The sequence below is a fragment of the Shigella flexneri 2a str. 301 genome (assembly GCF_000006925.2).
Classification (GTDB): Bacteria; Pseudomonadota; Gammaproteobacteria; order Enterobacterales; family Enterobacteriaceae; genus ECMA0423.
In genome coordinates this window covers 1481235-1503313 of sequence record NC_004337.2, presented here as the reverse complement: position 1 = coordinate 1503313, position 22079 = coordinate 1481235, and the positions used below count along the sequence as shown (strand labels likewise).

At 49.4% G+C, this 22079-nt stretch carries 20 protein-coding genes, 1 pseudogene and 2 other annotated features; of the genes and pseudogenes, 5 read left to right on the top strand and 16 right to left on the bottom strand.

What is annotated here, in order from left to right; all coding sequences use genetic code 11:
* Window positions 1-8: 8 nt before the first annotated feature.
* A complete protein-coding gene (locus SF1467; protein ID NP_707357.2) occupies window positions 9-629 on the bottom strand; it encodes a cytochrome oxidase in 621 nt (206 codons plus the stop codon).
* 86 nt (window positions 630-715) lie between these two features.
* On the opposite strand from SF1467, the gene SF1466 reads away from it, so the two are divergent.
* Window positions 716-1123, top strand: coding sequence for a pyrimidine (deoxy)nucleoside triphosphate pyrophosphohydrolase (locus SF1466; protein NP_707356.1), 408 nt, complete (start codon window positions 716-718; stop codon window positions 1121-1123).
* Here the strand turns inward: SF1466 and SF1465 are convergent.
* The 3 genes from SF1465 to SF1463 all read right to left on the bottom strand — a co-directional run bounded on the left by SF1465 (window position 1089) and on the right by SF1463 (window position 3029).
* Window positions 1089-1361 (bottom strand): hypothetical protein, encoded by a 273-nt coding sequence (locus SF1465; protein NP_707355.1) that lies wholly within the window; start codon window positions 1359-1361, stop codon window positions 1089-1091. The genes SF1466 and SF1465 overlap by 35 nt on opposite strands.
* A gap of 383 nt (window positions 1362-1744) precedes the next feature.
* Window positions 1745-3075 (bottom strand) — a mobile genetic element.
* Window positions 1756-2661 (bottom strand): IS2 transposase TnpB, encoded by a 906-nt coding sequence (locus SF1464; RefSeq protein NP_707354.1) that lies wholly within the window; start codon window positions 2659-2661, stop codon window positions 1756-1758. Its footprint overlaps the feature before it by 906 nt.
* The gene (locus SF1463; RefSeq protein ID NP_707353.3) at window positions 2619-3029 is read right to left on the bottom strand and encodes an IS2 repressor TnpA; all 411 of its coding nucleotides are present in this window, start codon (window positions 3027-3029) and stop codon (window positions 2619-2621) included. (Lies within the feature at window positions 1745-3075.) Before SF1463 ends, SF1464 begins: the two co-directional genes overlap by 43 nt.
* A 34-nt stretch (window positions 3076-3109) precedes the next feature.
* On the opposite strand from SF1463, the gene gdhA reads away from it, so the two are divergent.
* Window positions 3110-4276, top strand: coding sequence for a glutamate dehydrogenase (gene gdhA / locus SF1462; RefSeq protein NP_707352.1), 1167 nt, complete (start codon window positions 3110-3112; stop codon window positions 4274-4276).
* Window positions 4277-4392: 116 nt separating this feature from the next.
* On the opposite strand, the gene ynjI is transcribed toward gdhA, so the two are convergent.
* The 4 genes from ynjI to ydjA form a co-directional block, all read right to left on the bottom strand.
* The gene (gene ynjI / locus SF1461; RefSeq protein NP_707351.1) at window positions 4393-5544 is read right to left on the bottom strand and encodes a hypothetical protein; all 1152 of its coding nucleotides are present in this window, start codon (window positions 5542-5544) and stop codon (window positions 4393-4395) included.
* 15 nt (window positions 5545-5559) lie between these two features.
* On the bottom strand, window positions 5560-7521 hold the full coding sequence (gene topB, locus SF1460) for a DNA topoisomerase III (RefSeq protein ID NP_707350.2): 1962 nt from the start codon (window positions 7519-7521) through the stop codon (window positions 5560-5562).
* Window positions 7522-7525: 4 nt separating this feature from the next.
* Window positions 7526-8569 carry a selenophosphate synthetase gene (gene selD / locus SF1459; RefSeq protein NP_707349.2) on the bottom strand — a complete coding sequence of 348 codons (1044 nt, stop codon included), beginning with the start codon at window positions 8567-8569 and terminating at the stop codon, window positions 7526-7528.
* 116 nt (window positions 8570-8685) lie between these two features.
* Complete coding sequence (gene ydjA, locus SF1458; protein ID NP_707348.1) at window positions 8686-9219, bottom strand: oxidoreductase; 534 nt, start codon at window positions 9217-9219, stop codon at window positions 8686-8688.
* A 178-nt stretch (window positions 9220-9397) separates the two neighbouring features.
* Here ydjA and sppA point away from each other — a divergent pair, with 178 nt between their 5' ends.
* The 3 genes from sppA to ydjB all read left to right on the top strand — a co-directional run bounded on the left by sppA (window position 9398) and on the right by ydjB (window position 13089).
* Window positions 9398-11254, top strand: coding sequence for a protease 4 (gene sppA, locus SF1457; protein ID NP_707347.2), 1857 nt, complete (start codon window positions 9398-9400; stop codon window positions 11252-11254).
* Between the two features lie 166 nt (window positions 11255-11420).
* Window positions 11421-12437, top strand: a complete 1017-nt coding sequence (ansA, locus tag SF1456; protein ID NP_707346.1) for a cytoplasmic asparaginase I — start codon at window positions 11421-11423, stop codon at window positions 12435-12437.
* On the top strand, window positions 12430-13089 hold the full coding sequence (gene ydjB / locus SF1455; protein NP_707345.3) for a hypothetical protein: 660 nt from the start codon (window positions 12430-12432) through the stop codon (window positions 13087-13089). Before ansA ends, ydjB begins: the two co-directional genes overlap by 8 nt.
* A gap of 92 nt (window positions 13090-13181) precedes the next feature.
* Here ydjB and ydjE read toward each other — a convergent pair whose 3' ends face one another.
* The 8 genes and pseudogenes from ydjE to SF1447 all read right to left on the bottom strand — a co-directional run bounded on the left by ydjE (window position 13182) and on the right by SF1447 (window position 21896).
* On the bottom strand, window positions 13182-14540 hold the full coding sequence (ydjE, locus tag SF1454; protein NP_707344.2) for a transporter: 1359 nt from the start codon (window positions 14538-14540) through the stop codon (window positions 13182-13184).
* Window positions 14541-14657: 117 nt separating this feature from the next.
* Window positions 14658-15416, bottom strand: coding sequence for a DeoR family transcriptional regulator (locus SF1453; protein NP_707343.1), 759 nt, complete (start codon window positions 15414-15416; stop codon window positions 14658-14660).
* 136 nt (window positions 15417-15552) lie between these two features.
* Window positions 15553-16488, bottom strand: a complete 936-nt coding sequence (locus SF1452; RefSeq protein ID NP_707342.2) for a hypothetical protein — start codon at window positions 16486-16488, stop codon at window positions 15553-15555.
* Between the two features lie 54 nt (window positions 16489-16542).
* The gene (locus tag SF1451) at window positions 16543-17490 is read right to left on the bottom strand and encodes a kinase (protein NP_707341.2); all 948 of its coding nucleotides are present in this window, start codon (window positions 17488-17490) and stop codon (window positions 16543-16545) included.
* A gap of 4 nt (window positions 17491-17494) precedes the next feature.
* A complete protein-coding gene (locus SF1450) occupies window positions 17495-18331 on the bottom strand; it encodes an aldolase (RefSeq protein ID NP_707340.1) in 837 nt (278 codons plus the stop codon).
* 20 nt (window positions 18332-18351) lie between these two features.
* Window positions 18352-19397, bottom strand: a sequence feature (Similar to Escherichia coli K12 oxidoreductase gi: 1788073 (348 aa). BLAST with identity of 99% in 349 aa. This CDS contains an in-frame stop codon. The sequence has been checked and is believed to be correct.).
* Window positions 18352-19397: pseudogene (gene ydjJ, locus SF1449) on the bottom strand. Its footprint overlaps the feature before it by 1046 nt.
* A 16-nt stretch (window positions 19398-19413) precedes the next feature.
* Window positions 19414-20793 (bottom strand): transporter, encoded by a 1380-nt coding sequence (locus tag SF1448; protein ID NP_707339.2) that lies wholly within the window; start codon window positions 20791-20793, stop codon window positions 19414-19416.
* A gap of 26 nt (window positions 20794-20819) precedes the next feature.
* A complete protein-coding gene (locus SF1447) occupies window positions 20820-21896 on the bottom strand; it encodes an oxidoreductase (RefSeq protein ID NP_707338.1) in 1077 nt (358 codons plus the stop codon).
* Window positions 21897-22079: the final 183 nt, after the last annotated feature.

Below are 22079 nucleotides of genomic sequence, written 5' to 3'. Positions count from 1 at the left end.
CATTGCAATTACTGACGCTGGAGCGACTTCAGCGTCAGATACCCACTCCACACCCGCGTAAAGGTCGTCATCCAGCACAACGCACCGAAGATCCACGCAAACCACGCAAACCATGCAGGGAATAAACATCCCAGCACAAACAGTAAGATCGTTTCTGTGCCTTCGGTTAATCCCCCCAGATAGTAAAACGACTTATGTGCATAACCGGGGTTATCAATCTGATGTTTTGCTGCCAGTGCAGCAAAGGCGAGAAAACTGCTGCCCGTGCCGATAAACGCAAACAACAACCAGCCGCCTGCCAGCGCATTTTGCTCCGGTGCAGCAAGAATAAAGCCAAACGGCACCAGCGCGTAAAAGAGAAAATCGAGAGAAATATCAAGAAAGCCGCCCGCGTCGGTAAGCCCTCTGCGCCGCGCCAGCGCACCGTCCAGACCATCAAGCAGCCTGTTCAACAAAATGACGACTAGCGCCGCCAGATACCAGCCCAGCGCCAGAAACGGCAGAGCCAGCACGCCGATGGCAAATCCCACTAATGTTAAACCATCTGGCGTAATGCCCGGTTTATCAAGAACCCGCACGCACTGATGCAACAACGGTTTAATCCGGGGATGAAGATGGCGGTCTAGCACAGGCACTCCTTAAATATAAAGCCTTTCTGATTGAGCAACAGTGCGGATATTATGGCATTTTTCGCTTATCTGCCCGTGTGTAATTTATGAAAATGATTGAAGTTGTTGCCGCCATCATTGAACGTGATGGCAAAATTTTACTCGCGCAACGCCCCGCCCAGAGCGATCAGGCGGGATTATGGGAGTTTGCCGGAGGTAAAGTCGAGCTGGATGAAAGCCAGCAGCAGGCGCTGGTGCGTGAGTTAAACGAAGAATTGGACATCGAAGCAACTGTGGGTGAGTATGTTGCCAGCCATCAGCGAGAAGTTTCGGGCCGGATTATCCATCTTCATGCCTGGCACGTACCCGACTTCCACGGGACGTTACAGGCACATGAACATCAGGCGCTGGTCTGGTGCTCACCTGAAGAGGCGCTGCAATATCCGCTGGCCCCTGCTGACATTCCATTATTAGAGGCGTTTATGGCTTTACGCGCCGCCAGAGCAGCGGATTAGTGCTAAGGGTTTTGTCATCACGCTGGCATTGCAGCAGTATTCCTTCGGCTTTAATTACCGCCCCTTCAGAATAATTTTGATCCTGATAAACGCAGCACTGAGTACAGGGCTGCGCTGACTGCCCGCCTGAACTGAACACTTCTGGCGGTACGTTTACCTCCACGTCCGGACGATAATGCGGGTTAGCCAGTGCAATTAATGGAAATGCTAATACTACGGCGAACAATGCTCGACTCACAGGGAACTCCTTAACGTTATTGTCTCTGCTACTGATAACGGTAGCCGGGTGGCAAAACTTTAGCGTCTGAGTTATCGCATTTGGTTATGAGATTACTCTCGTTATTAATTTGCTTTCCTGGGTCATTTTTTTCTTGCTTACCGTCACATTCTTGATGGTATAGTCGAAAACTGCAAAAGCACATGACATAAACAACATAAGCACAATCGTATTAATATATAAGGTTTTTATATCTATGGATCAGACATATTCTCTGGAGTCATTCCTCAACCATGTCCAAAAGCGCGACCCGAATCAAACCGAGTTCGCGCAAGCCGTTCGTGAAGTAATGACCACACTCTGGCCTTTTCTTGAACAAAATCCAAAATATCGCCAGATGTCATTGGATTTGCCCCTATATTTCCAGACATCTGTTATCACTTAACCCATTACAAGCCCGCTGCCGCAGATATTCCCGTGGCGAGCGATAACCCAGCGCACTATGCGGATGCCATTCGTTATAATGCTCGAACGCCTCTGCAAGGTTCTTTGCTGCCGTTAACCCGTCTGGTTTGGGCATGATACTGATGTAGTCACGCTTTATCGTTTTAACGAAGCTCTCTGCTATTCCGTTACTCTCCGGACTCCGCACCGCCGTGTTCTTCGGTTCAAGTCCCAACATCCGGGCGAACTGGCGTGTTTCATTAGCCCGGTAGCATGAACCATTATCCGTCAGCCACTCCACTGGAGACGACGGAAGATCGTTGCCGAAGCGGCGTTCCACCGCTCCCAGCATGACGTCCTGTACTGTTTCACTGTTGAAGCCGCCGGTAGTCACCGCCCAGTGCAGTGCCTCACGATCACAGCAGTCCAGCGCGAACGTGACACGCAGTCTCTCTCCGTTATCACAGCAGAACTCGAACCCGTCAGAGCACCATCGCTGATTGCTTTCTTTCACGGCTACTCTGCCTGTATGTGCCCGTTTCGATGGCGGTACAGCAGGTTTTCGCTCAAGCAACAGCGCATTCTGGCGCATGAGCCGGTAAACACGTTTGGCATTGATCGCAGGCATACCATCAAGTTCTGCCTGTCTGCGAAGCAGCGCCCATACCCGACGATAACCATACGTGGGCAGCTCTCCGATAACATGGTGTATACGGAGAAGCACATCCGTATCATCAGTGTGACGACTGCGGCGGCCATCCATCCAGTCATCGGTTCGTCTGAGAATGACGTGCAACTGCGCACGCGACACCCGGAGACAACGGCTGACTAAGCTTACTCCCCATCCCCGGGCAATAAGGGCGCGTGCGCTATCCACTTTTTTGCCCGTCCATATTCAACGGCTTCTTTGAGGAGTTCATTTTCCATCGTTTTCTTGCCGAGCAGGCGCTGGAGTTCTTTAATCTGCTTCATGGCGGCAGCAAGTTCAGAGGCAGGAACAACCTGTTCTCCGGCGGCCACAGCAGTAAGACTTCCTTCCTGGTATTGCTTACGCCAGAGAAATAACTGGCTGGCTGCTACACCATGTTGCCGGGCAACGAGGGAGACCGTCATCCCCGGTTCAAAGCTCTGCTGAACAATTGCGATCTTTTCCTGTGTGGTACGCCGTCTGCGTTTCTCCGGCCCTAAGACATCAATCATCTGTTCTCCAATGACTAGTCTAAAAACTAGTATTAAGACTATCACTTAAATAAGTGATACTGGTTGTCTGGAGATTCAGGGGGCCAGTCTAGTCATTACTGGAGCGTCTGGTTGAACCGGAGCGCGTGATCCAGTTTCGCGTGGTATGGGTTGATGATCGCAACCAGATACAGGTCAACCGTGCATGGCGTGTGCAGTTCAGCTCTGCCATCGGCCCGTACAAAGGCGGTATGCGCTTCCATCCGTCAGTTAACCTTTCCATTCTCAAATTCCTCGGCTTTGAACAAACCTTCAAAAATGCCCTGACTACCCTGCCGATGGGCGGTGGTAAAGGCGGCAGCGATTTCGATCCGAAAGGAAAAAGCGAAGGTAAAGTGATGCGTTTTTGCCAGACGCTGATGACTGAACTGTATCGCCACCTGGGCGCGGATACCGACGTTCCGGCAGGTGATATCGGCGTTGGTGGTCGTGAAGTCGGCTTTATGGCGGGGATGATGAAAAAGCTCTCCAACAATACCGCCTGCGTCTTCACCGGTAAGGGCCTTTCATTTGGCGGTAGTCTTATTCGCCCGGAAGCTACCGGCTACGGTCTGGTTTATTTCACAGAAGCAATGTTAAAACGCCACGGTATGGGTTTTGAAGGGATGAGCGTTTCCGTTTCTGGCTCCGGCAACGTCGCCCAGTACGCTATCGAAAAAGCGATGGAATTTGGTGCTCGTGTGATCACTGCGTCAGACTCCAGCGGCACTGTAGTTGATGAAAGCGGATTCACGAAAGAGAAACTGGCACGTCTTATCGAAATCAAAGCCAGCCGCGATGGTCGAGCGGCAGATTACGCCAAAGAATTTGGTCTGGTCTATCTCGAAGGCCAACAGCCGTGGTCTGTACCGGTTGATATCGCCCTGCCTTGCGCCACCCAGAACGAACTGGATGTTGACGCCGCGCATCAGCTTATCGCCAATGGCGTTAAAGCCGTCGCTGAAGGGGCAAATATGCCGACCACCATCGAAGCGACTGAACTGTTCCAGCAGGCAGGCGTACTGTTTGCACCGGGTAAAGCGGCTAATGCTGGCGGTGTAGCAACGTCGGGCCTGGAAATGGCACAAAACGCTGCGCGCCTGGGCTGGAAAGCCGAGAAAGTTGACGCACGTTTGCATCACATCATGCTGGATATCCACCATGCCTGTGTTGAGCATGGTGGTGAAGGTGAGCAAACCAACTACGTGCAGGGCGCGAACATTGCCGGTTTTGTGAAGGTTGCCGATGCGATGCTGGCGCAGGGTGTGATTTAAGTTGTAAATGCCTGATGGCGCTACGCTTATCAGGCCTACAAATGGGCACAATTCATTGCAGTTACGCTCTAATGTAGGCCGGTCAAGCGCAGCGCCCCCGGCAAAATTTCAGGCGTTTATGAGTATTTAACGGATGATGCTCCCCAGGGAACATTTCTTATGGGCCAACGGCATTTCTTACTGTAGTGCTCCCAAAACTGCTTGTCGTAACGATAACACGCTTCAAGTTCAGCATCCGTTAACTTTCTGCGATAGCAGCAGATATGCCAGTAAAGAAATCCCATTAGACTATTTTTTTGATAATCTTCTTCGCTTTCGAACAACTCGTGCGCCTTTCGAGAAGCAAGCATTATATAATGCCAGGCCAGTTCTTCTTCAATTGTCCCGTTTTGAAAAGCTGTGCTTGATATCGAGATCATCCATGATAATTCCGCCGCCCATATTAGCTTCGCCGAGGATTTACCGGAGCGATTATTAGCGCAATCAGAGATATAGTCTGAGGGAAAAACAGCAAATTTATTCAACAAGGCGATAACCTGCTCTGGGGCTTCCTCCATGTTTGCTTTAAAGGTATTGGCTCCATGGTCGCCAGAAAGAAAATGCTCCATTAAGGCACAATAACTTTCGCTATCTTCGATACCCCATTGATTCTCTAAAGACTCGCGTCTTTTACTGATGATATCGATCGAGTCAAAAGGAAGCACATGATATTGGAAGGTATCTTTGCCAGGTTCAGGCTTTCGCGGCCAGAACTCTAGCGTTTCAGACCATTGCTTATGATAGAATCGATAAGGTGCGATCAATTGTAGCGCCTGTAACTTCTCGATACTGAGCGGCTCAATACCTTTAGCCTGATAATAATGCAGTTGTTCTTTTTTTGCTTTAAAACCGGCCCGAACAATAAGCCCCATCATAATTAATAGATAAAGAAAAGAGCATCCCGCGGTAATCAGGCCTCTTTCATTCAAACCGTTGGATGTTATCGCTGCGAATACAAACATTACAGCGACAACACATGTTAAATAAAACCCCCACTTACAAAGCAGCATGGCCTTATTTTCTTTAATCACCCGTTCAAAATTACTATTAAATATTCCCCAGCCATTAAAAGAATACTTCTCGCTCCCAGGATGGTTTTGCAATAAAACTTTTTTCATCACATTCCCTGTTATTACATACTTTAGAGGCGATAATTTTATCCATGCAAAAAAATATCCAACGAACTTTCTTGATCCGCTGGATATTTCAGAATATGACTCGAATAGCACGAAAGATTCGCTCGCTTACGCTATCGCCCCGCTTCCGGCTTCATCTGCTGGCGGACTTTTTTTCGCACTACGTTTACGCGGTGCAGCCTTTTTCTTATCAGCACTGCCACCACTGCCCGGAGCCACAATGCCGCGAAACTGCCGCACCGGCGTACGTTTGGCTTGATCAATAAGCTGATATAGCGTCCCCACCAGCGGCTGCATAAAGTCCTGATAGCGACACTGCTTTTCGCTGATTTGCGTCAGCACCGATTCCCAGTGCGCGGTCATGTCCGGTCGCGTCGCCATTTCTGGCAGCGAATGGAATAACGCTTTTCCGGCGTCGGTGGAGTGGATATAGCGCCCTTTTTTGGTCAGAAAACCACGCTTGAACAGCAGTTCAATAATCCCGGCACGGGTTGCTTCTGTCCCCAGACCATCGGTCGCACGAAGGACCTTTTTCAGATCTTTGTCCTGCACAAAGCGCGCGATCCCGGTCATCGCCGAAAGCAGTGTTGCATCGGTAAAATGGCGCGGCGGCTGGGTTTGCCGCTCTACCACTTCACCTTTTTCACACAGCAACTCATCGCCTTTCGCCACCACAGGCAATGGCGTGCCGTCGTTTTCTTCATCGCGCTCTTTGCTGCCTAACAGCGTGCGCCAGCCTGCTTCAGCAAGAAAACGGGCTTTAGCGACAAATTTGCCTTTGGCAATGTCCAGTTCGATAACACACTTGCGGAACACCGCATCCGGGCAGAACTGCATCAGGTATTGACGGGCAATCAGGTTATAGACCTTCGCTTCGTTCTCCGTCAGGTTGATCGCAGAACTCCGTGCGGTCGGGATGATGGCGTGGTGCGCATCGACCTTTTTGTCATCCCAACAGCGGTTGCGTATATCTGGATCTACCACTGGCTGCGGCAACAGATCCGGTGCATGAACGCTGATGGCATTCATCACCGCGTGGCGTCCGGCAAAATGTTCTTCTGGCAAATAGCGACAATCGGAACGCGGATAAGTGATTAGCTTGTGCGTTTCGTACAGCTTCTGGCAGATATCAAGCACGTTCTGCGCGCTCAGACCGAAGCGTTTTGCCGCTTCAATCTGCAACGCCGAAAGCGAAAACGGCAGCGGCGCGGATTCTGATTCCCGTTTATCGTTATAGCTGGTGACAATAGCCGGTTGACCACTAATGCGGTTAACCACATGCTCCGCCAGTGGACGATGTAACAAGCGCCCTTCTTCATCCTGGTACGGTTCACACGCTTCGCTCGGTTGCCAGATAGCGGTAAACCGCTCATCGGCAGGTGTCACGATATGTGCTTTGACTTCAAAGAAGTCTTTCGCCACGAAGTTTTCAATCTCTTCATCGCGGCGCACCACCAGCCCGAGCACGGGTGTCTGCACGCGCCCCACGGAAAGTACGCCCTGATAACCGGCATTGCGACCGAGAATGGTATACGCACGGGTCATATTGATGCCGTACAGCCAGTCGGCACGCGCTCGCGCCAGCGCAGAAACGCACAATGGCACAAACTCACTGTTGGAACGAAGACGGTCGATCGCCCGCTCAACCGCCTGCGGGTTCAGGTCGTTTATCAAGCAACGCTGCACCTGCTGGCGCTTTTCCGGTGCCAGTTGCAGATAGTCCAGCACTTCATCCACCAGCAATTGCCCTTCACGATCCGGGTCCCCGGCGTGAACGATTTCGCTGGCTTCATGCAGGAAGCGTTTGATGACGTTAAGTTGTTTGGTCACGGAGGGTCGTGGCTGTAATTGCCACTTTTCCGGGACAATCGGCAAATCCGCAAGATTCCAGCGCGCATAGCGGCTGTCGTAGGCGTCTGGCTGCGCCTGCTCAAGCAGGTGACCGATACACCAAGTCACCACCTGACCATTACCGCACTCGATAAAGCCATCGCCTTTCCGGTGCGGTTTGGGCAGGACATCAGCAATGGCGCGCGCCAGACTCGGTTTTTCGGCAATAAACAACCGCATTAAATTAACGGATCTCAACCATGGCACGACCGCCGCGCGCTGGCACCAGTTCGCCAATCGCCGTCAGTTCAATGCCAAACTCGGCGGCTGTAGTTTTAACCTCATTTTCTGCTTCCGGCATGACCGCCAGCAGCAAACCGCCAGAAGTTTGCGGATCGCACAGCAGATCGCGCACTTCACGCGGCATTTCACCCATCAGATGACCGTAGCTGGCAAAGTTACGTTCAGTGCCGCCAGGTACTGCGCCCAACTTAATGTACTCTTCAACACCGGGGAGTTTCGGGATCGCTTCATAGTCGACGCGTGCCTGCACACCAGCCCCCTGACACATTTCGCTCAAGTGGCCCAGCAGACCAAAGCCCGTAACGTCGGTCATCGCTTTTACGCCTTCGATGTTGGCAAAGGACGCGCCTGCGATGTTCATCCGGCACATCACTTCCGTCGCCAGTCCCTGATGTTCTGGTTTCAACAGTGATTTTTTCTCAGCCGTGGTAAGAACGCCGATCCCCAGCGGTTTCGTCAGGAACAGTTTGCATCCGGCTTGTGCGGTACTGTTTTTCTTCACCCGCTCGGTCGGTACGATCCCCGTTACCGCCAGACCAAAAATCGGCTCCGGCGCATCGATGGAGTGACCGCCAGCCAGCGCAATACCCGCCTGACGGCATGCATAGCGTCCACCTTCGGTTACTTCGCGGGCAATTTCCGGGGAAAGTTTGTTAATCGGCCAGCCGAGGATCGCAATCGCCATAATCGGTTTGCCCCCCATCGCGAAGATATCGCTGATGGCGTTAGTCGCCGCAATGCGGCCAAAATCGAAAGGATTATCAACGATCGGCATAAAGAAGTCGGTGGTACTGATAACGCTGGTGCCATTGCCCAGATCGTACACCGCCGCATCGTCGCGGGTTTCATTACCCACAAGCAAATTCGGATCAACAAACTTCGCCTGCTCACTGTGCAGGATGGTTTCCAACACTTTTGGGGAAATTTTACAGCCGCAACCAGCTCCGTGGCTGTATTGGGTCAAACGAATCGAGTTCTCGCTCATGGACATCTCCTGTCAATGCAATCCGGGTATGGTAACCCTCATTCCGTGAAGTGATAAGTGAGAGTGTCTGAATTCCTGCGCCTTTGCTCACAATCCAGACAGTTTCGCGACAATTATCAGAAATAAGTTACAAACGGCGTCGGGTCCGGGACGTTAATCGACGTAGATGCTTTCAACTGCGGCGTGCCGAGGTAGAGAAAACCGACAATTTTATCCTGCTCACGGCAACCGAATGCTTCACGCACTACCGGACTTTCAGTTAATGCGCCACTGCGCCAGATGCCGCCAAATCCCTGGGCAACGGCTGCCATTTGCATCGCCATGACCGCGCATCCGGCAGACATTTCCTGTTCCCATCGCGGGACTTTATGATTTTCTTTGCATTTCGCCACCACCGTGATGATGAGCGGTGCGCGGAACGGCGCATTACGGGCTTTGTCGATAGCTTTATCATCACTACCGGCAGCAATCGCCCCCTGTTCCAGTACGGCGCTGAAACGCTCGCACCCTTCCCCTTCAATCACAAAAAAATGCCACGGTTGCATGGACTTATGGTCCGGCGCACGCATACCCGCACGCAGGATGTTTTGCAGTTGTTCACCCGTTGGCGCGGGTTCAGCCAGGCGGGAGGCGCTACGGCGATTGATCAATAGTTAGAGTGCATCCATTTGATTAACTCCTGTCGTGATATTTATTCACAAAATTAACACGAGAGTGGATTTTGTTACAGCACAGTCCGCAATTCCTGCTGACAAGTGCCGGTTGGGTCATTACGATAACCACATCTATTGCGCCTGTGACAGGTGTGACCTTAAGTTGGGAGAATACATGCGAACCCTTTGGCGATTTATTGCCGGATTTTTTAAATGGACGTGGCGTCTGCTGAATTTCGTCCGTGAAATGGTACTTAACCTGTTCTTTATTTTCCTCGTACTGGTTGGTGTGGGGATCTGGATGCAGGTCAGTGGTGGTGATTCGAAAGAAACGGCCAGTCGTGGCGCACTGCTGCTGGACATTTCTGGTGTGATCGTCGATAAACCAGACAGTTCTCAGCGGTTTAGTAAATTAAGCCGCCAGCTGCTTGGTGCCAGTTCCGATCGTCTGCAGGAAAACTCACTGTTTGATATCGTCAACACCATTCGCCAGGCGAAGGACGACCGCAATATCACCGGTATCGTGATGGATCTGAAAAACTTCGCAGGCGGCGACCAGCCGTCTATGCAGTACATCGGCAAAGCCCTGAAAGAGTTTCGTGACAGCGGGAAACCGGTTTATGCCGTTGGCGAGAACTACAGCCAGGGGCAATATTATCTCGCCAGTTTCGCCAATAAAATTTGGCTGTCACCGCAAGGCGTGGTTGATCTGCACGGTTTTGCTACCAACGGTCTGTACTACAAATCGTTGCTGGATAAGCTGAAAGTTTCCACCCATGTGTTCCGCGTGGGTACGTATAAATCTGCCGTTGAACCGTTTATTCGTGATGATATGTCACCGGCAGCCCGCGAAGCTGACAGCCGCTGGATTGGTGAGCTGTGGCAAAACTATCTGAATACTGTTGCCGCTAACCGGCAGATCCCTGCTCAGCAGGTATTCCCTGGCGCGCAAGGGTTGCTTGAGGGTTTAACCAAAACCGGTGGCGATACCGCGAAATATGCACTGGAAAACAAGCTGGTCGATGCACTGGCATCGAGTGCCGAAATCGAAAAAGCTCTGACCAAAGAGTTCGGCTGGAGTAAGACTGATAAAAATTATCGCGCCATCAGTTATTACGATTACGCATTGAAAACGCCGGCAGATACCGGTGACAGCATCGGTGTCGTCTTCGCTAATGGCGCAATTATGGATGGCGAGGAAACTCAGGGGAATGTTGGCGGTGATACCACTGCGGCACAAATCCGCGACGCTCGCCTTGACCCGAAAGTGAAAGCGATTGTCCTGCGTGTTAATAGCCCAGGCGGCAGCGTTACCGCGTCTGAAGTGATTCGCGCTGAACTGGCAGCAGCCCGGGCAGCGGGTAAGTCTGTGGTTGTATCGATGGGCGGCATGGCGGCATCTGGTGGTTACTGGATTTCCACGCCAGCTAATTACATTGTGGCTAACCCCAGCACCCTGACCGGTTCTATCGGTATCTTCGGCGTGATCACCACCGTAGAAAATAGTCTGGATTCGATTGGTGTTCATACTGATGGTGTCTCAACTTCACCGCTGGCGGATGTTTCTATCACCAGGGCACTGCCGCCGGAAGCGCAGCAGATGATGCAATTAAGCATTGAGAATGGCTATAAACGCTTTATCACGCTGGTTGCTGATGCGCGTCATTCGACGCCGGAGCAAATTGATAAAATCGCCCAGGGCCACGTCTGGACCGGTCAGGATGCAAAAGCTAACGGGCTGGTCGATAGTCTCGGGGATTTCGATGATGCGGTTGCCAAAGCAGCAGAGCTCGCAAAAGTGAAACAGTGGCATCTGGAATACTACGTTGATGAACCGACCTTCTTCGACAAAGTGATGGACAACATGTCTGGTTCTGTCCGGGCAATGTTGCCAGATGCGTTCCAGGCCATGTTACCTGCACCGCTTGCCTCGGTAGCCTCTACCGTTAAAAGTGAAAGCGACAAGCTGGCCGCGTTTAACGACCCACAAAACCGTTATGCGTTTTGCCTGACCTGCGCCAACGTGCGTTAAGTCTTGTACTGAGTGGCCGACAGATCGTCGGCCACATTATTTTTTACCTCGACGAATCCTCTTCCCGCTGTCTCGCCCCATATTTCCTTATCCGCATAGTATCAGGTGCGCTCCTCCTGCCTCACGTATATACTTTTGCTCTTTCGATATCATTCATATCAATATCATGCAAAAGAAATCAATTTACGTCGCCTACACGGGCGGGACCATCGGGATGCAGCGTTCCGAGCAGGGTTATATTCCGGTGTCAGGTCATCTACAACGCCAACTGGCGCTGATGCCGGAATTCCATCGCCCGGAGATGCCAGATTTCACCATTCATGAATATACGCCGTTGATGGATTCTTCTGATATGACGCCGGAAGACTGGCAGCATATTGCTGAAGATATTAAAGCGCACTATGACGACTATGATGGTTTTGTCATTCTACACGGTACCGACACGATGGCGTATACCGCCTCTGCGCTGTCGTTCATGCTCGAGAATCTCGGTAAACCGGTCATTGTGACAGGGTCACAAATCCCGCTGGCTGAGTTACGCTCTGACGGACAAATTAATCTGCTGAATGCGTTGTACGTTGCGCCGAATTATCCGATCAACGAAGTAACGCTCTTTTTCAATAACCGATTGTATCGCGGCAACCGCACTACCAAAGCCCATGCCGATGGTTTTGATGCGTTTGCCTCTCCAAACCTTCCTCCGTTACTGGAAGCTGGTATCCATATTCGTCGTTTGAATACGCCACCCGCCCCGCACGGTGAAGGGGAATTAATCGTTCATCCAATCACGCCACAACCAATTGGCGTGGTGACGATTTATCCAGGGATTTCTGCTGACGTCGTGCGCAATTTTCTGCGCCAACCGGTGAAAGCATTGATTCTGCGCTCCTATGGCGTGGGTAATGCGCCACAAAACAAAGCCTTCCTGCAGGAATTACAAGAAGCCAGCGATCGCGGTATTGTGGTGGTCAACCTGACACAATGTATGTCCGGTAAAGTGAATATGAGTGGTTATGCCACCGGTAACGCCCTCGCCCATGCCGGCGTTATTGACGGTGCAGATATGACTGTAGAAGCCACGCTAACCAAACTGCATTACCTGCTGAGCCAGGAACTGGATACTGAAACCATTCGCAAGGCCATGAGCCAAAACCTGCGCGGCGAACTGACGCCGGATGATTAAGGAGACTGCAATGCCCCATCGCGCCCTGTTACTGGTCGATTTACAAAATGATTTCTGTGCTGGTGGCGCGCTCGCCGTACCGGAAGGTGACAGTACGGTGGAGGTTGCTAACCGCCTTATTGACTGGTGCCAGTCGCGCGGAGAAGCGGTTATCGCCAGCCAGGACTGGCATCCGGCGAATCACGGCAGCTTTGCCAGCCAGCACGGCGTAGAGCCTTATACGCCAGGCCAACTCGGCGGCCTGCGGCAAACTTTCTGGCCTGAACACTGTGTGCAGAACAGTGAAGGCGCACAATTACATCCGTTACTGAATCAAAAAGAGATCGCAGCGGTGTTCCATAAAGGCGAAAATCCTTTAGTTGACAGTTACAGTGCCTTTTTTGATAACGGACGTCGGCAGAAAACCGCGCTTGATGACTGGTTGCGCGATCATGAAATCGATGAATTGATCGTTATGGGCCTGGCTACTGACTATTGCGTGAAGTTTACCGTGCTGGACGCGTTACAGTTAGGTTATAAGGTAAACGTGATTACCGATGGCTGTCGTGGCGTGAATATCCAGCCCCAGGACAGTGCACACGCGTTTATGGAGATGTCAGCAGCTGGGGCAACGCTATATACGCTGGCAGACTGGGAAGAGACGCAGGGGTAATTTTACGCTGGCCTACAATTCTGTACTGGCATTGTAGGCCAAATAAAACACGTCAGTGGTACATCTGGCAATTGATGCCATCAACGAAAGATTTAATTCACCTCAGAAATCTCTTCCAGCGACACCTTCCGCGTTTCGATGCCAAAAATGGAGAGAACCAGCGCACAGAGCACTAACATGACACCAAGCACCATAAACACCGTGATCGACCCATAATGTGTTAATAATGCCGCAACGCCATAGGGCGTGAAAACTGCGACGATCCGTCCGACGGCATTAACGAAACCCGAACCGCGCAGGCGTAAATGCGTTGGCCAAAGCTCCGGGATATAAACCGCCGACGCGAAGCAAACATACATGTATAAAAAGAAGATCATCACCAGACCATAGATTAAAATCGCCCACTCTGTAGTCTGACTTGAATAGATATAGCCTAACACGGCAATAATAATAAGTAAGGCGGAGCCAAATAATCGACGAGGAAAATGATCAATAATTAATGCCGCAATAAATATTCCTACCGGAGCACCAATCATAATAACAGCGGTCATTAATATTGATTTATCGACATCAATGCCGGAGTTAACAAATATGGTCGGTATCCATACGGTAATGGTATAAAGCGAAATGTTCATTGCAATTAAAACAGTTATCGCAACTAATGTACGTCGTAACATTTCCCCTTTAAACAGGAGCCTGAAGGTACCCTTGATTACCTTAACCTTGCTGTTGCTCTGGTTCAAAGTAAGCTGGGGTAAACGAATACTCTTCTCCCTTTCAATTTGCTGCTCTACTTCACGAAGTTGGCTTTCTGCACCGGCGATTTGCCCTTTCCCTTCCAGCCATCGTGGCGACTCGATAAAGTATTTACCTGAGAGAAACCAGGCTAACAGTATGCCAATACCACCCAGAAGAAACATTATTCGCCAACTAAAAAAAGCGATAACCACCACGCCTATCGCCGCAGACAGCATGGGCGACCAGTTACCAACAAATGAGAGCCGCGCGGACCATTTTCCACGCACCGTCGCGGGGATAAACTCCGTAAATGAGGCATAGCCAACCATAATCAGCGCCCCCATTCCTGTTCCCATCAGGAAGCGAAAGAAAATGAGCCAGTACATATCAGGGACAAAAGCGGCCCCTGTTGCAGCAATACCGACGATGAGAAGATTTATGCGAAACGCCCTGCGCCGCCCAAAGTAGTCACCAATAAACCCACCAGTAAGTGAGCCGATGAAATAACCAAACATTAATGCCGAGGTAAAGGCGGCATAGAGGAAATTATTTGACCATCCATTGCTTACCAGCTTTGCTAAGACGACATTACCTGAGTAACTCAAAAACCCCGTTAATAACAGACTAAAGCTTATTATACCAAATATACGATAATGAAACCGGGCCAAAGGCAAGCGGTCCAGTCTTGCGCCAATTTGATCATATTGTTCCATTGGGTGCCTCGGATTTGCTATAAAAGGTAGCAATTGCGGCAAATTCACTTGCCGCATCTTTATCATCATTTTATTTCCAGTCGCAGGAACAAATAATATTGACAACGTGTGCTTAAATTACCACACCAGCTGGATATTATTGTCTTTGCAAAATGCTATCCACTCTGCACCCGGTGATTTATCAGTTATTATATAATTAATATGACTAAAGTCAGCTAACTGGACAAAAGCTTTACGATCAAACTTAGAGTGATCAACCAATAACGCAACTTCTGTCGCCTGACGGATCATTGTCTTTTTGATTTCAGCTTCCGCTTCATTAGAGTCCAGCGCGCCGCTGTTAATATCAAGACCTTTACAACTCATTACCATGATATCGACATGGTAGCGGCTGATGATCTCTTTAGTAATTCTTCCTTGCAGGGAAAGTGTATTTTTGTTTAGTTCCCCACCCGTTGAAACGACTTTAATTTCTGACTGAGCCAGAACATGAATCGCTTCCGCCGAGTTGGTTAGCAACGTCAGGTCACTACGGTCCTGTAACAATTTGAGCAATTCCATTACGGTACTACTGGAATCGGCTGCCATGGTGGTTTTATTGTCGATAAAGGGTAGTGCCTTGCGTGCAATAAGCAGCTTCTCTTCATAAAACGATGAAGCGCGCTTATAAAAATGGATATTCTCCGTCAACACCGCTGTATTTAAAACAGCACCACCATAGGTTCTGGTCAAAAAGCCTTCATCTTCCAGCTTCTCAAGATCGCGGCGAATGGTTTCTTCGGTTACCTGAAAAATCCCACTCAAATTTGAGACTGTCACCTTTTTATCGTTGGCAACCATTTGCTTAATTGCCTGAATCCTGTCTTTTGCCGCCACGATTACACCCCTGTATCTTTTTACATCACATTAGCGCGATTATCGCATAACCGATGTTTACTTTCAAAATAACCTATTTGAATCACAGATTTTCATCACAGTTTTCACAGAAACAGAGGTGAATCGTGTTGAGTATTTAACGCTCCAGGGCCTCTGCCATTTCCCTCATCAATGTTGCGTCTGCATCCGATAAGTTGATATTCAGTGCCGCGACATTTTCGCGTACCTGTTCCGGTGCAGTAGCCCCACTAAGAATGGAGATTAAATCACTCTGTTTTAATATCCACGCCAGTGCCAGAGTGGGAATTGTGCACTGATAACGAGCACAAAGTGGCTGCCACTGTTCAAGCATATCAATCACTTTCAGCATGTTTTCACGCTGGAACCAGACTTTATTTGCCCGAGCGCCGCCCGGAACGTAATCACGAGTGATAGTGCCGGTCAACAATCCCTGCTCTAGCGGGGAATAAACCTGAACCACAATGCCATTATCACGACATAGCGGCAGCAGTTCGTTTTCCATTGCCCGGTCGAGAATACTGTATTTCGCCTGAATAATATCCAGTTCACCATATTGCAGATACTCGCGGATATGGTCAGCATCGACGTTAGCAGCGCCTATAGCGCGAATTTTCCCTTCAGCCTTTAACTCATTAAGCACTGCGACAGTTTCAGCTATCGGCGTAAAAAATGGCGGCACCGACTGCCAGTGCGTCATATAGATATCGATGTAATCAATACCCAGACGTTGCAAGCTGGCTTCTACCTCTTCGCGGATAGATTCCGGGGAAAGGTTTTTATACAACTGCCGATCGCCAACTTTGTTGAATAAACTTCCTTTTCGTTCCCAGACAATGCCGCATTTGGTTTCTACTACAACCTGTTCACGGGGCAGTTTTTTTAACGCCTGACCGACGATAACTTCACTATTGCCAAAGTTATATCCTAGCGCAGTATCAATCAGATTAATGCCACAACGATGGGCTTCAAGAATCGTATCAATACATATTTGCCGATCGAGATCGCCATTCCATGCAGGACCGCCGCCAATGGCCCATGTCCCCAACCCCATTCGCGAAAGCGTTATATCCGTCGTGCCTAAAGGTATCTTTTTCATTTGCCTTCATTATCCTTCGTATTCTTCCAGCAATTGTTCGACCAGCTTTCTGTTTTTTACGCCGGTGGTGGCACCGACGCTTAGAACCGAGATAGCCGCCGTTGCATTGGCAAAGCGTGCGCATTCACGCAGATTTTTGCCTTCTAACAGTGCCGCAATAAAACCTGAAGCAAAGTTATCGCCCGCGCCAATGGTGTCGATGGCGGTTATTCCTGCGACCGCCGGCACCTTCATCGTCATGTCACCACGCTTGATAAAGCAGCCGTCTTTACCCGTTTTAATCACCACCGTTTTTACGCCGCACGCAAGAAAGCAGTCAGCAATTTCATCCAGTGTCTCTTTCCCTGTGAGTAATTTTTCCTCGGCAAAATTTGGAAACAGATAATCGACATAACTCAATGCTTCGCAAATATCATCCAGCGTTTCATTCAACCGCGGTTTGATCATATCGGCACAAATGATCATCTGCCGGGCTTTCGCTTGCGTAAAAATTTCTGTTAGCGCTTTACCATCCAATAGAGGACTGTTGAAAATACTGGCCAGTGATAATAATTTCGCCTGAGGAAACCGCGCAAAATCAACATCGTCAATATTTAATTTCCACAAACTGCCGTTACGGTTCGTGACAAACGTCCGCTCGCCATCCTCCGTCACCAGTCCAACGTTAATAGATGTATCTATGCTGACGTCCTGTTTCAGGCTTTGAATATCAATATTCTCTTTGCGACAATGGTCGAGAATAAATTGCCCTGAGGCATCTTTACCAATGCGGCTCATTAATGCGGTACGATGCCCCAGACGAGAAATAATTGTTGCTTCATTTATTGCATCGCCCCCGGTGCTCATTGCGATTCTTTCAAGAGGATAAGAATCTACATCAAAGATATTTTTACTGACCGGTTGTAATGGAATATCAACAATAGCGGCACCTATACAAATAACGTCGAGATTATCCATATCATTATTCCGCTTTGCCATCAGAACCGAACAGTTCAATTTTTTCCAATGCCCGTTCTTTTACAGCTTTACGTACTTCACGTTCTAAATGCAGGAAAGGCTGATCCTGGTTTTCTTTCACTGCTACCATTGCGGCCTGACAGAGCTCCGTATGAATGTTGATTTTCGCAATACCCAACGAAATTGCAGTTTTAATGTCGGCATCACTGATCCCCGATGCGCCATGCAAAACCAGCGGAACAGAAACAGCATCGCGTACGCGTTTGACGACCTCAAAGTTCAATTGCGGCTCTGACGTATAAACCCCATGCTGGTTGCCGATGGCGACAGCCAATGAGTCACAGCCCGTACGTTCAACAAATTCAGCCGCCTGGTCAGGATCGGTATAGTGATAGCCCGCCAGCGCTTCCTCATAAACGGTTTCATTACCGACATGCCCTAATTCCGCCTCTACCGGAATACCCAGCGGATGAAAGAAATCAACAGCCTCTTTGGTTAAACGAATATTTTCTTCGAAATCAAATGCAGAAGCATCACGCATTAATGAATTCATACCATGAGTCCAGGCGTTATGAATAATCTCAATACTCCGACCATGATCCCAATGAGTTATTACCGGCACCGTTGCTTTTTGTGCCATTGATACCATCATGTGAGAGAAATCTTCAAATGAGGTGTTACCGACAAAACCTGTACTAAAAGAAATAATAACCGGGGATTTCGCTTCTTCGGCTGCGTCTTTAACGCCCATCAACATTTCTGCATTCCATACGTTAAAATGGGCAATTGCATAATATTTATTTGTGGCATCGTTTTCCCAATATCTGATATCTGCGAGCATGTTCTGTTCTCCCGTATTAATTAATCGCTAATTTTAATAACGCCTTTAATAATGTCGCGTTTGTTGTTAACTGACTCTTCAAATGCCTGTTGTACATCCCGATAATCGTAAATATGCGTCACCATCGATTTCACATCGAATCGCCCTGAAGAAATAGCTTCAATCGTGACCGGATAACGATTGGCATAGCGGAATACCGTCTGGATAGTGACTTCGCGATTGATTTTGAGGAAATTGATTGCCGAATCGCCGGGTACAGTACCAACAATCATAATTTTACCGCCGCGCATTACCAGATTAAAGGTGCCTGTTTAACGGTGACCGCAGAACCCGCTGTTTCGAAAACAATATCTGCGCCCATGTCTTCGGTAAATTGCTGACAGCGTGCAATAGTGTCCTCTTTTGCGCCATTAATAACCACTGTCGCACCAGGCTGTTCCCCTATTGCCAGACGTTTTTCCAGTACATCAACGACGGCAATTTCCGTTGCGCCCAGGCATTTGCACGCTTGCAACGTCATCAAACCAATACAACCTGCTCCCAGAATAATTATCTTCTTACCCGGTTTAACATCTGCCAGCATCGCGGCATGCATCCCGACTGCGGCAGGCTCCACCAGCGCCCCTTCCATCGTGTCCATATTGTCGGGCAGTTTGTAAGTAAAGCTCTCCGGATGACACAGATAGTGCGTTAATGCGCCGCGGTAGTTGGGTTGTGTCGCCATAAAATCAACGTCCGGGCAGATGTTATATTTGCCTTCCAGACAGTAACGACAGTGACCGCAAGGAACGCCAGGTTCGATATTTACCCGATCCCCCGGTTTAAATTTGCGCACGCGGCTTCCCACAGCCACAACCGTCCCGGCGCATTCATGACCCAGGCCAATTTCTTGATTTGGGTCTTTAGGCGGAATAAACGGGCCTGATTCAAAACCATGTACATCTGAACCACAAATACCGACATATTCTACTTTAATCAAAACTTCATCTTCTTTAGGCACTGGTATTTCTGCTGAAATAATTTTCATTGTGCCCGGCACCTGCAATATTGCTTTTGAATTTTTCATTTTGAATCCACCCGTATTATTTATTGGCTACTGCATCAATACTTAAACTTTCAACGGAGACACCTTTGGTTTCAATTCCAATGGTGGCGATAGCAATTGCGACAATATTTGAAACAGCCCCCAGAAGAATAAAGACTCCCGTTACACCATAACTACTGAGCAGCACTGCAACGGCATAAGGTGCGGCAATACCACTGATTCGCCCTACCGCATTCGCCAGACCGGAGCCACGGAGTTTGGCCTCTGTCGGCCAGATTTCAGGGACATACACTGCCGAGGCATAGCAAACGTACATATAGACGAAAGTAATCAGGAAGAAACCAATCAGCGTTATGAGCAACATACTGGTTTGCAGTGAATAGATATATCCGAGCACCGCAATCAGGATTAATAGCCCCACACCCATTGTTTTACGCGGAATTTTATCCATCACCAGCATGGCAATAAAAATACCAAATGGCGCGCCAAACATACTCATGGTATTTAAAACAATCGAGTCTTTTAAATTAATCCCCTGGGTCATGAATATTGTTGGCAACCAGTTAATTAGTGTGTACTGCACAACGTTCATGGTAATCAGCACACAAGAGCCTAATATCACGCGTTTCAGTAATACTCCTGTCAGTAAGGCTGAATACGGCACCGCTTGTGGCGCTTTACCGTCATCAGCAATAACCACAGGCGGCAAAGGTTTACCCGTCTGGCGTATGACGCCTTCTTCTATACTCCGCATGACTTTCTCGGCTTCCTGATACCGTCCGCGCGATTCCAGCCAGCGCGGGGATTCAGGAAAGTAGCGCCAGGCCAGCGCCGTAGCGATAAGCGACAATATTGCAGGAATAAGCAGTTGTACCCGCCAGTTCCACTCTGCACTAATCAGCGGCGTGAGTCCCATCGCAATCAGTGAGCAGAGCGGATATGACCAGTTGCCAATAAAGGAAACCCGACTGGACCACGTTCCGCGATTTCTACCGGGCATATATTCGGTGAAACCAGCAAACAGTGTAACCAGTAAAGCTCCCAGCCCAACGTCCATCACAAAACGGCAGGCAATAAGAAAATCCATATTCGGTGAGAAAGCACCGACAACCATCGAGGCAATATGAATGGCCTCATAGAGGATGAACGCATTTCTGCGACCGGTTTTGTCGCCAATGATGCCGCCCACCAGCGCACCGAGAAACATTCCGGCGGTCGTGATTGCTGAGAATGTGGCTGTAGTGGAATTATCTGTCCAGCCCAACGCTTTCAGCTGCGCGAGGATCAAGCCACCAACGGCATTACTCCAGCAGACAAGCAAGCCAAACGCGACGATGGCAAACATTGACGAATGCCAGCGGCAATCCGGTAAGCGATCCAGCCGTGCACCACAATGCGGTTTTGTTATCTGTTCCATGCGATAACGTTCCTTCAGGAGAGTAGTTATTCATCAAAGTCGTAAGTCATGATCACTTTGATTGCGGTTTTATCGACCATCGCATCAAACCCTTCGCGCCATTGCGACAGGCCGATACGATGCGTGATCATCGGTTTGACTTTGATAGCGCCGCTGGCTAATAGCCGGATAGCGTTACGCCATGAGGTGGAGTCATAGGCCATATGCCCAATGATGCTTTTATTCCAGGCGGTAATGTCATTAATCGAGAAATCAAGAGGTTTGAAGCCCATTCCAACGCGTACCACTTCCCCATTCGGGCGGAGCATTTCGATGGCTTGTTTCAGTGCGATATTGGCACCGGAGCATTCAATCACCAGTCCCAGATTATCTTTGCCACAAATTTGCTGGCAGCGCGCCACCACATCTTCGGTAGAACCATTTACTACTGCCGTCGCCCCCAGTTCTTTTGCAACCGGGAAGCGGACCGCCACATCTTCTTGCAGACCAACGACGACGATATTTACCGCCCCCATAATCCGCGCCATTTGTACGGAAAACAGCCCGAGTGGGCCAGTGCCAATGACGACAACATCCTGACCAGGAAGGAATTTCGATTGCTGCGCGATGGATTTATAGGCATTACAGATAGGGTCAAGTACGGCTGCGTCCTCATAATCAACACCATCAGGGATTTCCCACAACGCATGACGATGAATTTTGAGAATTTCACCAGGAACCAGACAATATTTGGAAAAACCACCGCCCCAGGTATTGTTATCCAGACCAAGGTTTACTTTTTCTGTACAACACAGAAAATCACCCTGTTCACAGGCCGGACAAACGCCGCAAACGTGACCGCTGTTATCCGACACGACGCGTTGCCCCACTTTCCAGTCTTTGACTTTTTCACCAACCTGCGCAATACAACCTGCGAACTCATGGCCGCGGATAGAGTTAAACTCATCAGAACCGCTATCGACATTGTAGTGCTTCATGTCTGCGCCGCAGATTGCCGCGGCTTTAATTTCAGTCACTACGTCTTCCGGGCCACAAATGGGTTGTGGGACATGAATCATCTTGTAGCCGCCAAAGGCCTTGCCAAACCGAGCCAGTGCTTTCATTGCGTCATCCTCTGTGTTTTGTTTTGCTTAGATGGCCATCATACTTACCCACATGATTTTTGAGGTCAATATTAAATCTGCACAACACAGATAATGACCTGCATTTTACAACTCAAATCACAATTACGCAGAAAATGGCTGGGTCTGTTACAGGTTGGTGGAAGGCGGGACGCAAAAAGAGCA

Bases quoted from the DNA above. Each gene is read 5' to 3' on its own strand.
- SF1466 (NP_707356.1), top strand. From the start codon at position 716: ATGAAAATGATTGAAGTTGTTGCCGCCATCATTGAACGTGATGGCAAA.
- topB (NP_707350.2), bottom strand. From the start codon at position 7,521: ATGCGGTTGTTTATTGCCGAAAAACCGAGTCTGGCGCGCGCCATTGCT.
- selD (NP_707349.2), bottom strand. From the start codon at position 8,569: ATGAGCGAGAACTCGATTCGTTTGACCCAATACAGCCACGGAGCTGGT.
- sppA (NP_707347.2), top strand. From the start codon at position 9,398: ATGCGAACCCTTTGGCGATTTATTGCCGGATTTTTTAAATGGACGTGG.
- ansA (NP_707346.1), top strand. From the start codon at position 11,421: ATGCAAAAGAAATCAATTTACGTCGCCTACACGGGCGGGACCATCGGG.
- ydjB (NP_707345.3), top strand. From the start codon at position 12,430: ATGATTAAGGAGACTGCAATGCCCCATCGCGCCCTGTTACTGGTCGAT.
- ydjE (NP_707344.2), bottom strand. From the start codon at position 14,540: ATGGAACAATATGATCAAATTGGCGCAAGACTGGACCGCTTGCCTTTG.
- SF1452 (NP_707342.2), bottom strand. From the start codon at position 16,488: ATGGGGTTGGGGACATGGGCCATTGGCGGCGGTCCTGCATGGAATGGC.
- SF1451 (NP_707341.2), bottom strand. From the start codon at position 17,490: ATGGATAATCTCGACGTTATTTGTATAGGTGCCGCTATTGTTGATATT.
- SF1450 (NP_707340.1), bottom strand. From the start codon at position 18,331: ATGCTCGCAGATATCAGATATTGGGAAAACGATGCCACAAATAAATAT.
- SF1448 (NP_707339.2), bottom strand. From the start codon at position 20,793: ATGGAACAGATAACAAAACCGCATTGTGGTGCACGGCTGGATCGCTTA.
- SF1447 (NP_707338.1), bottom strand. From the start codon at position 21,896: ATGAAAGCACTGGCTCGGTTTGGCAAGGCCTTTGGCGGCTACAAGATG.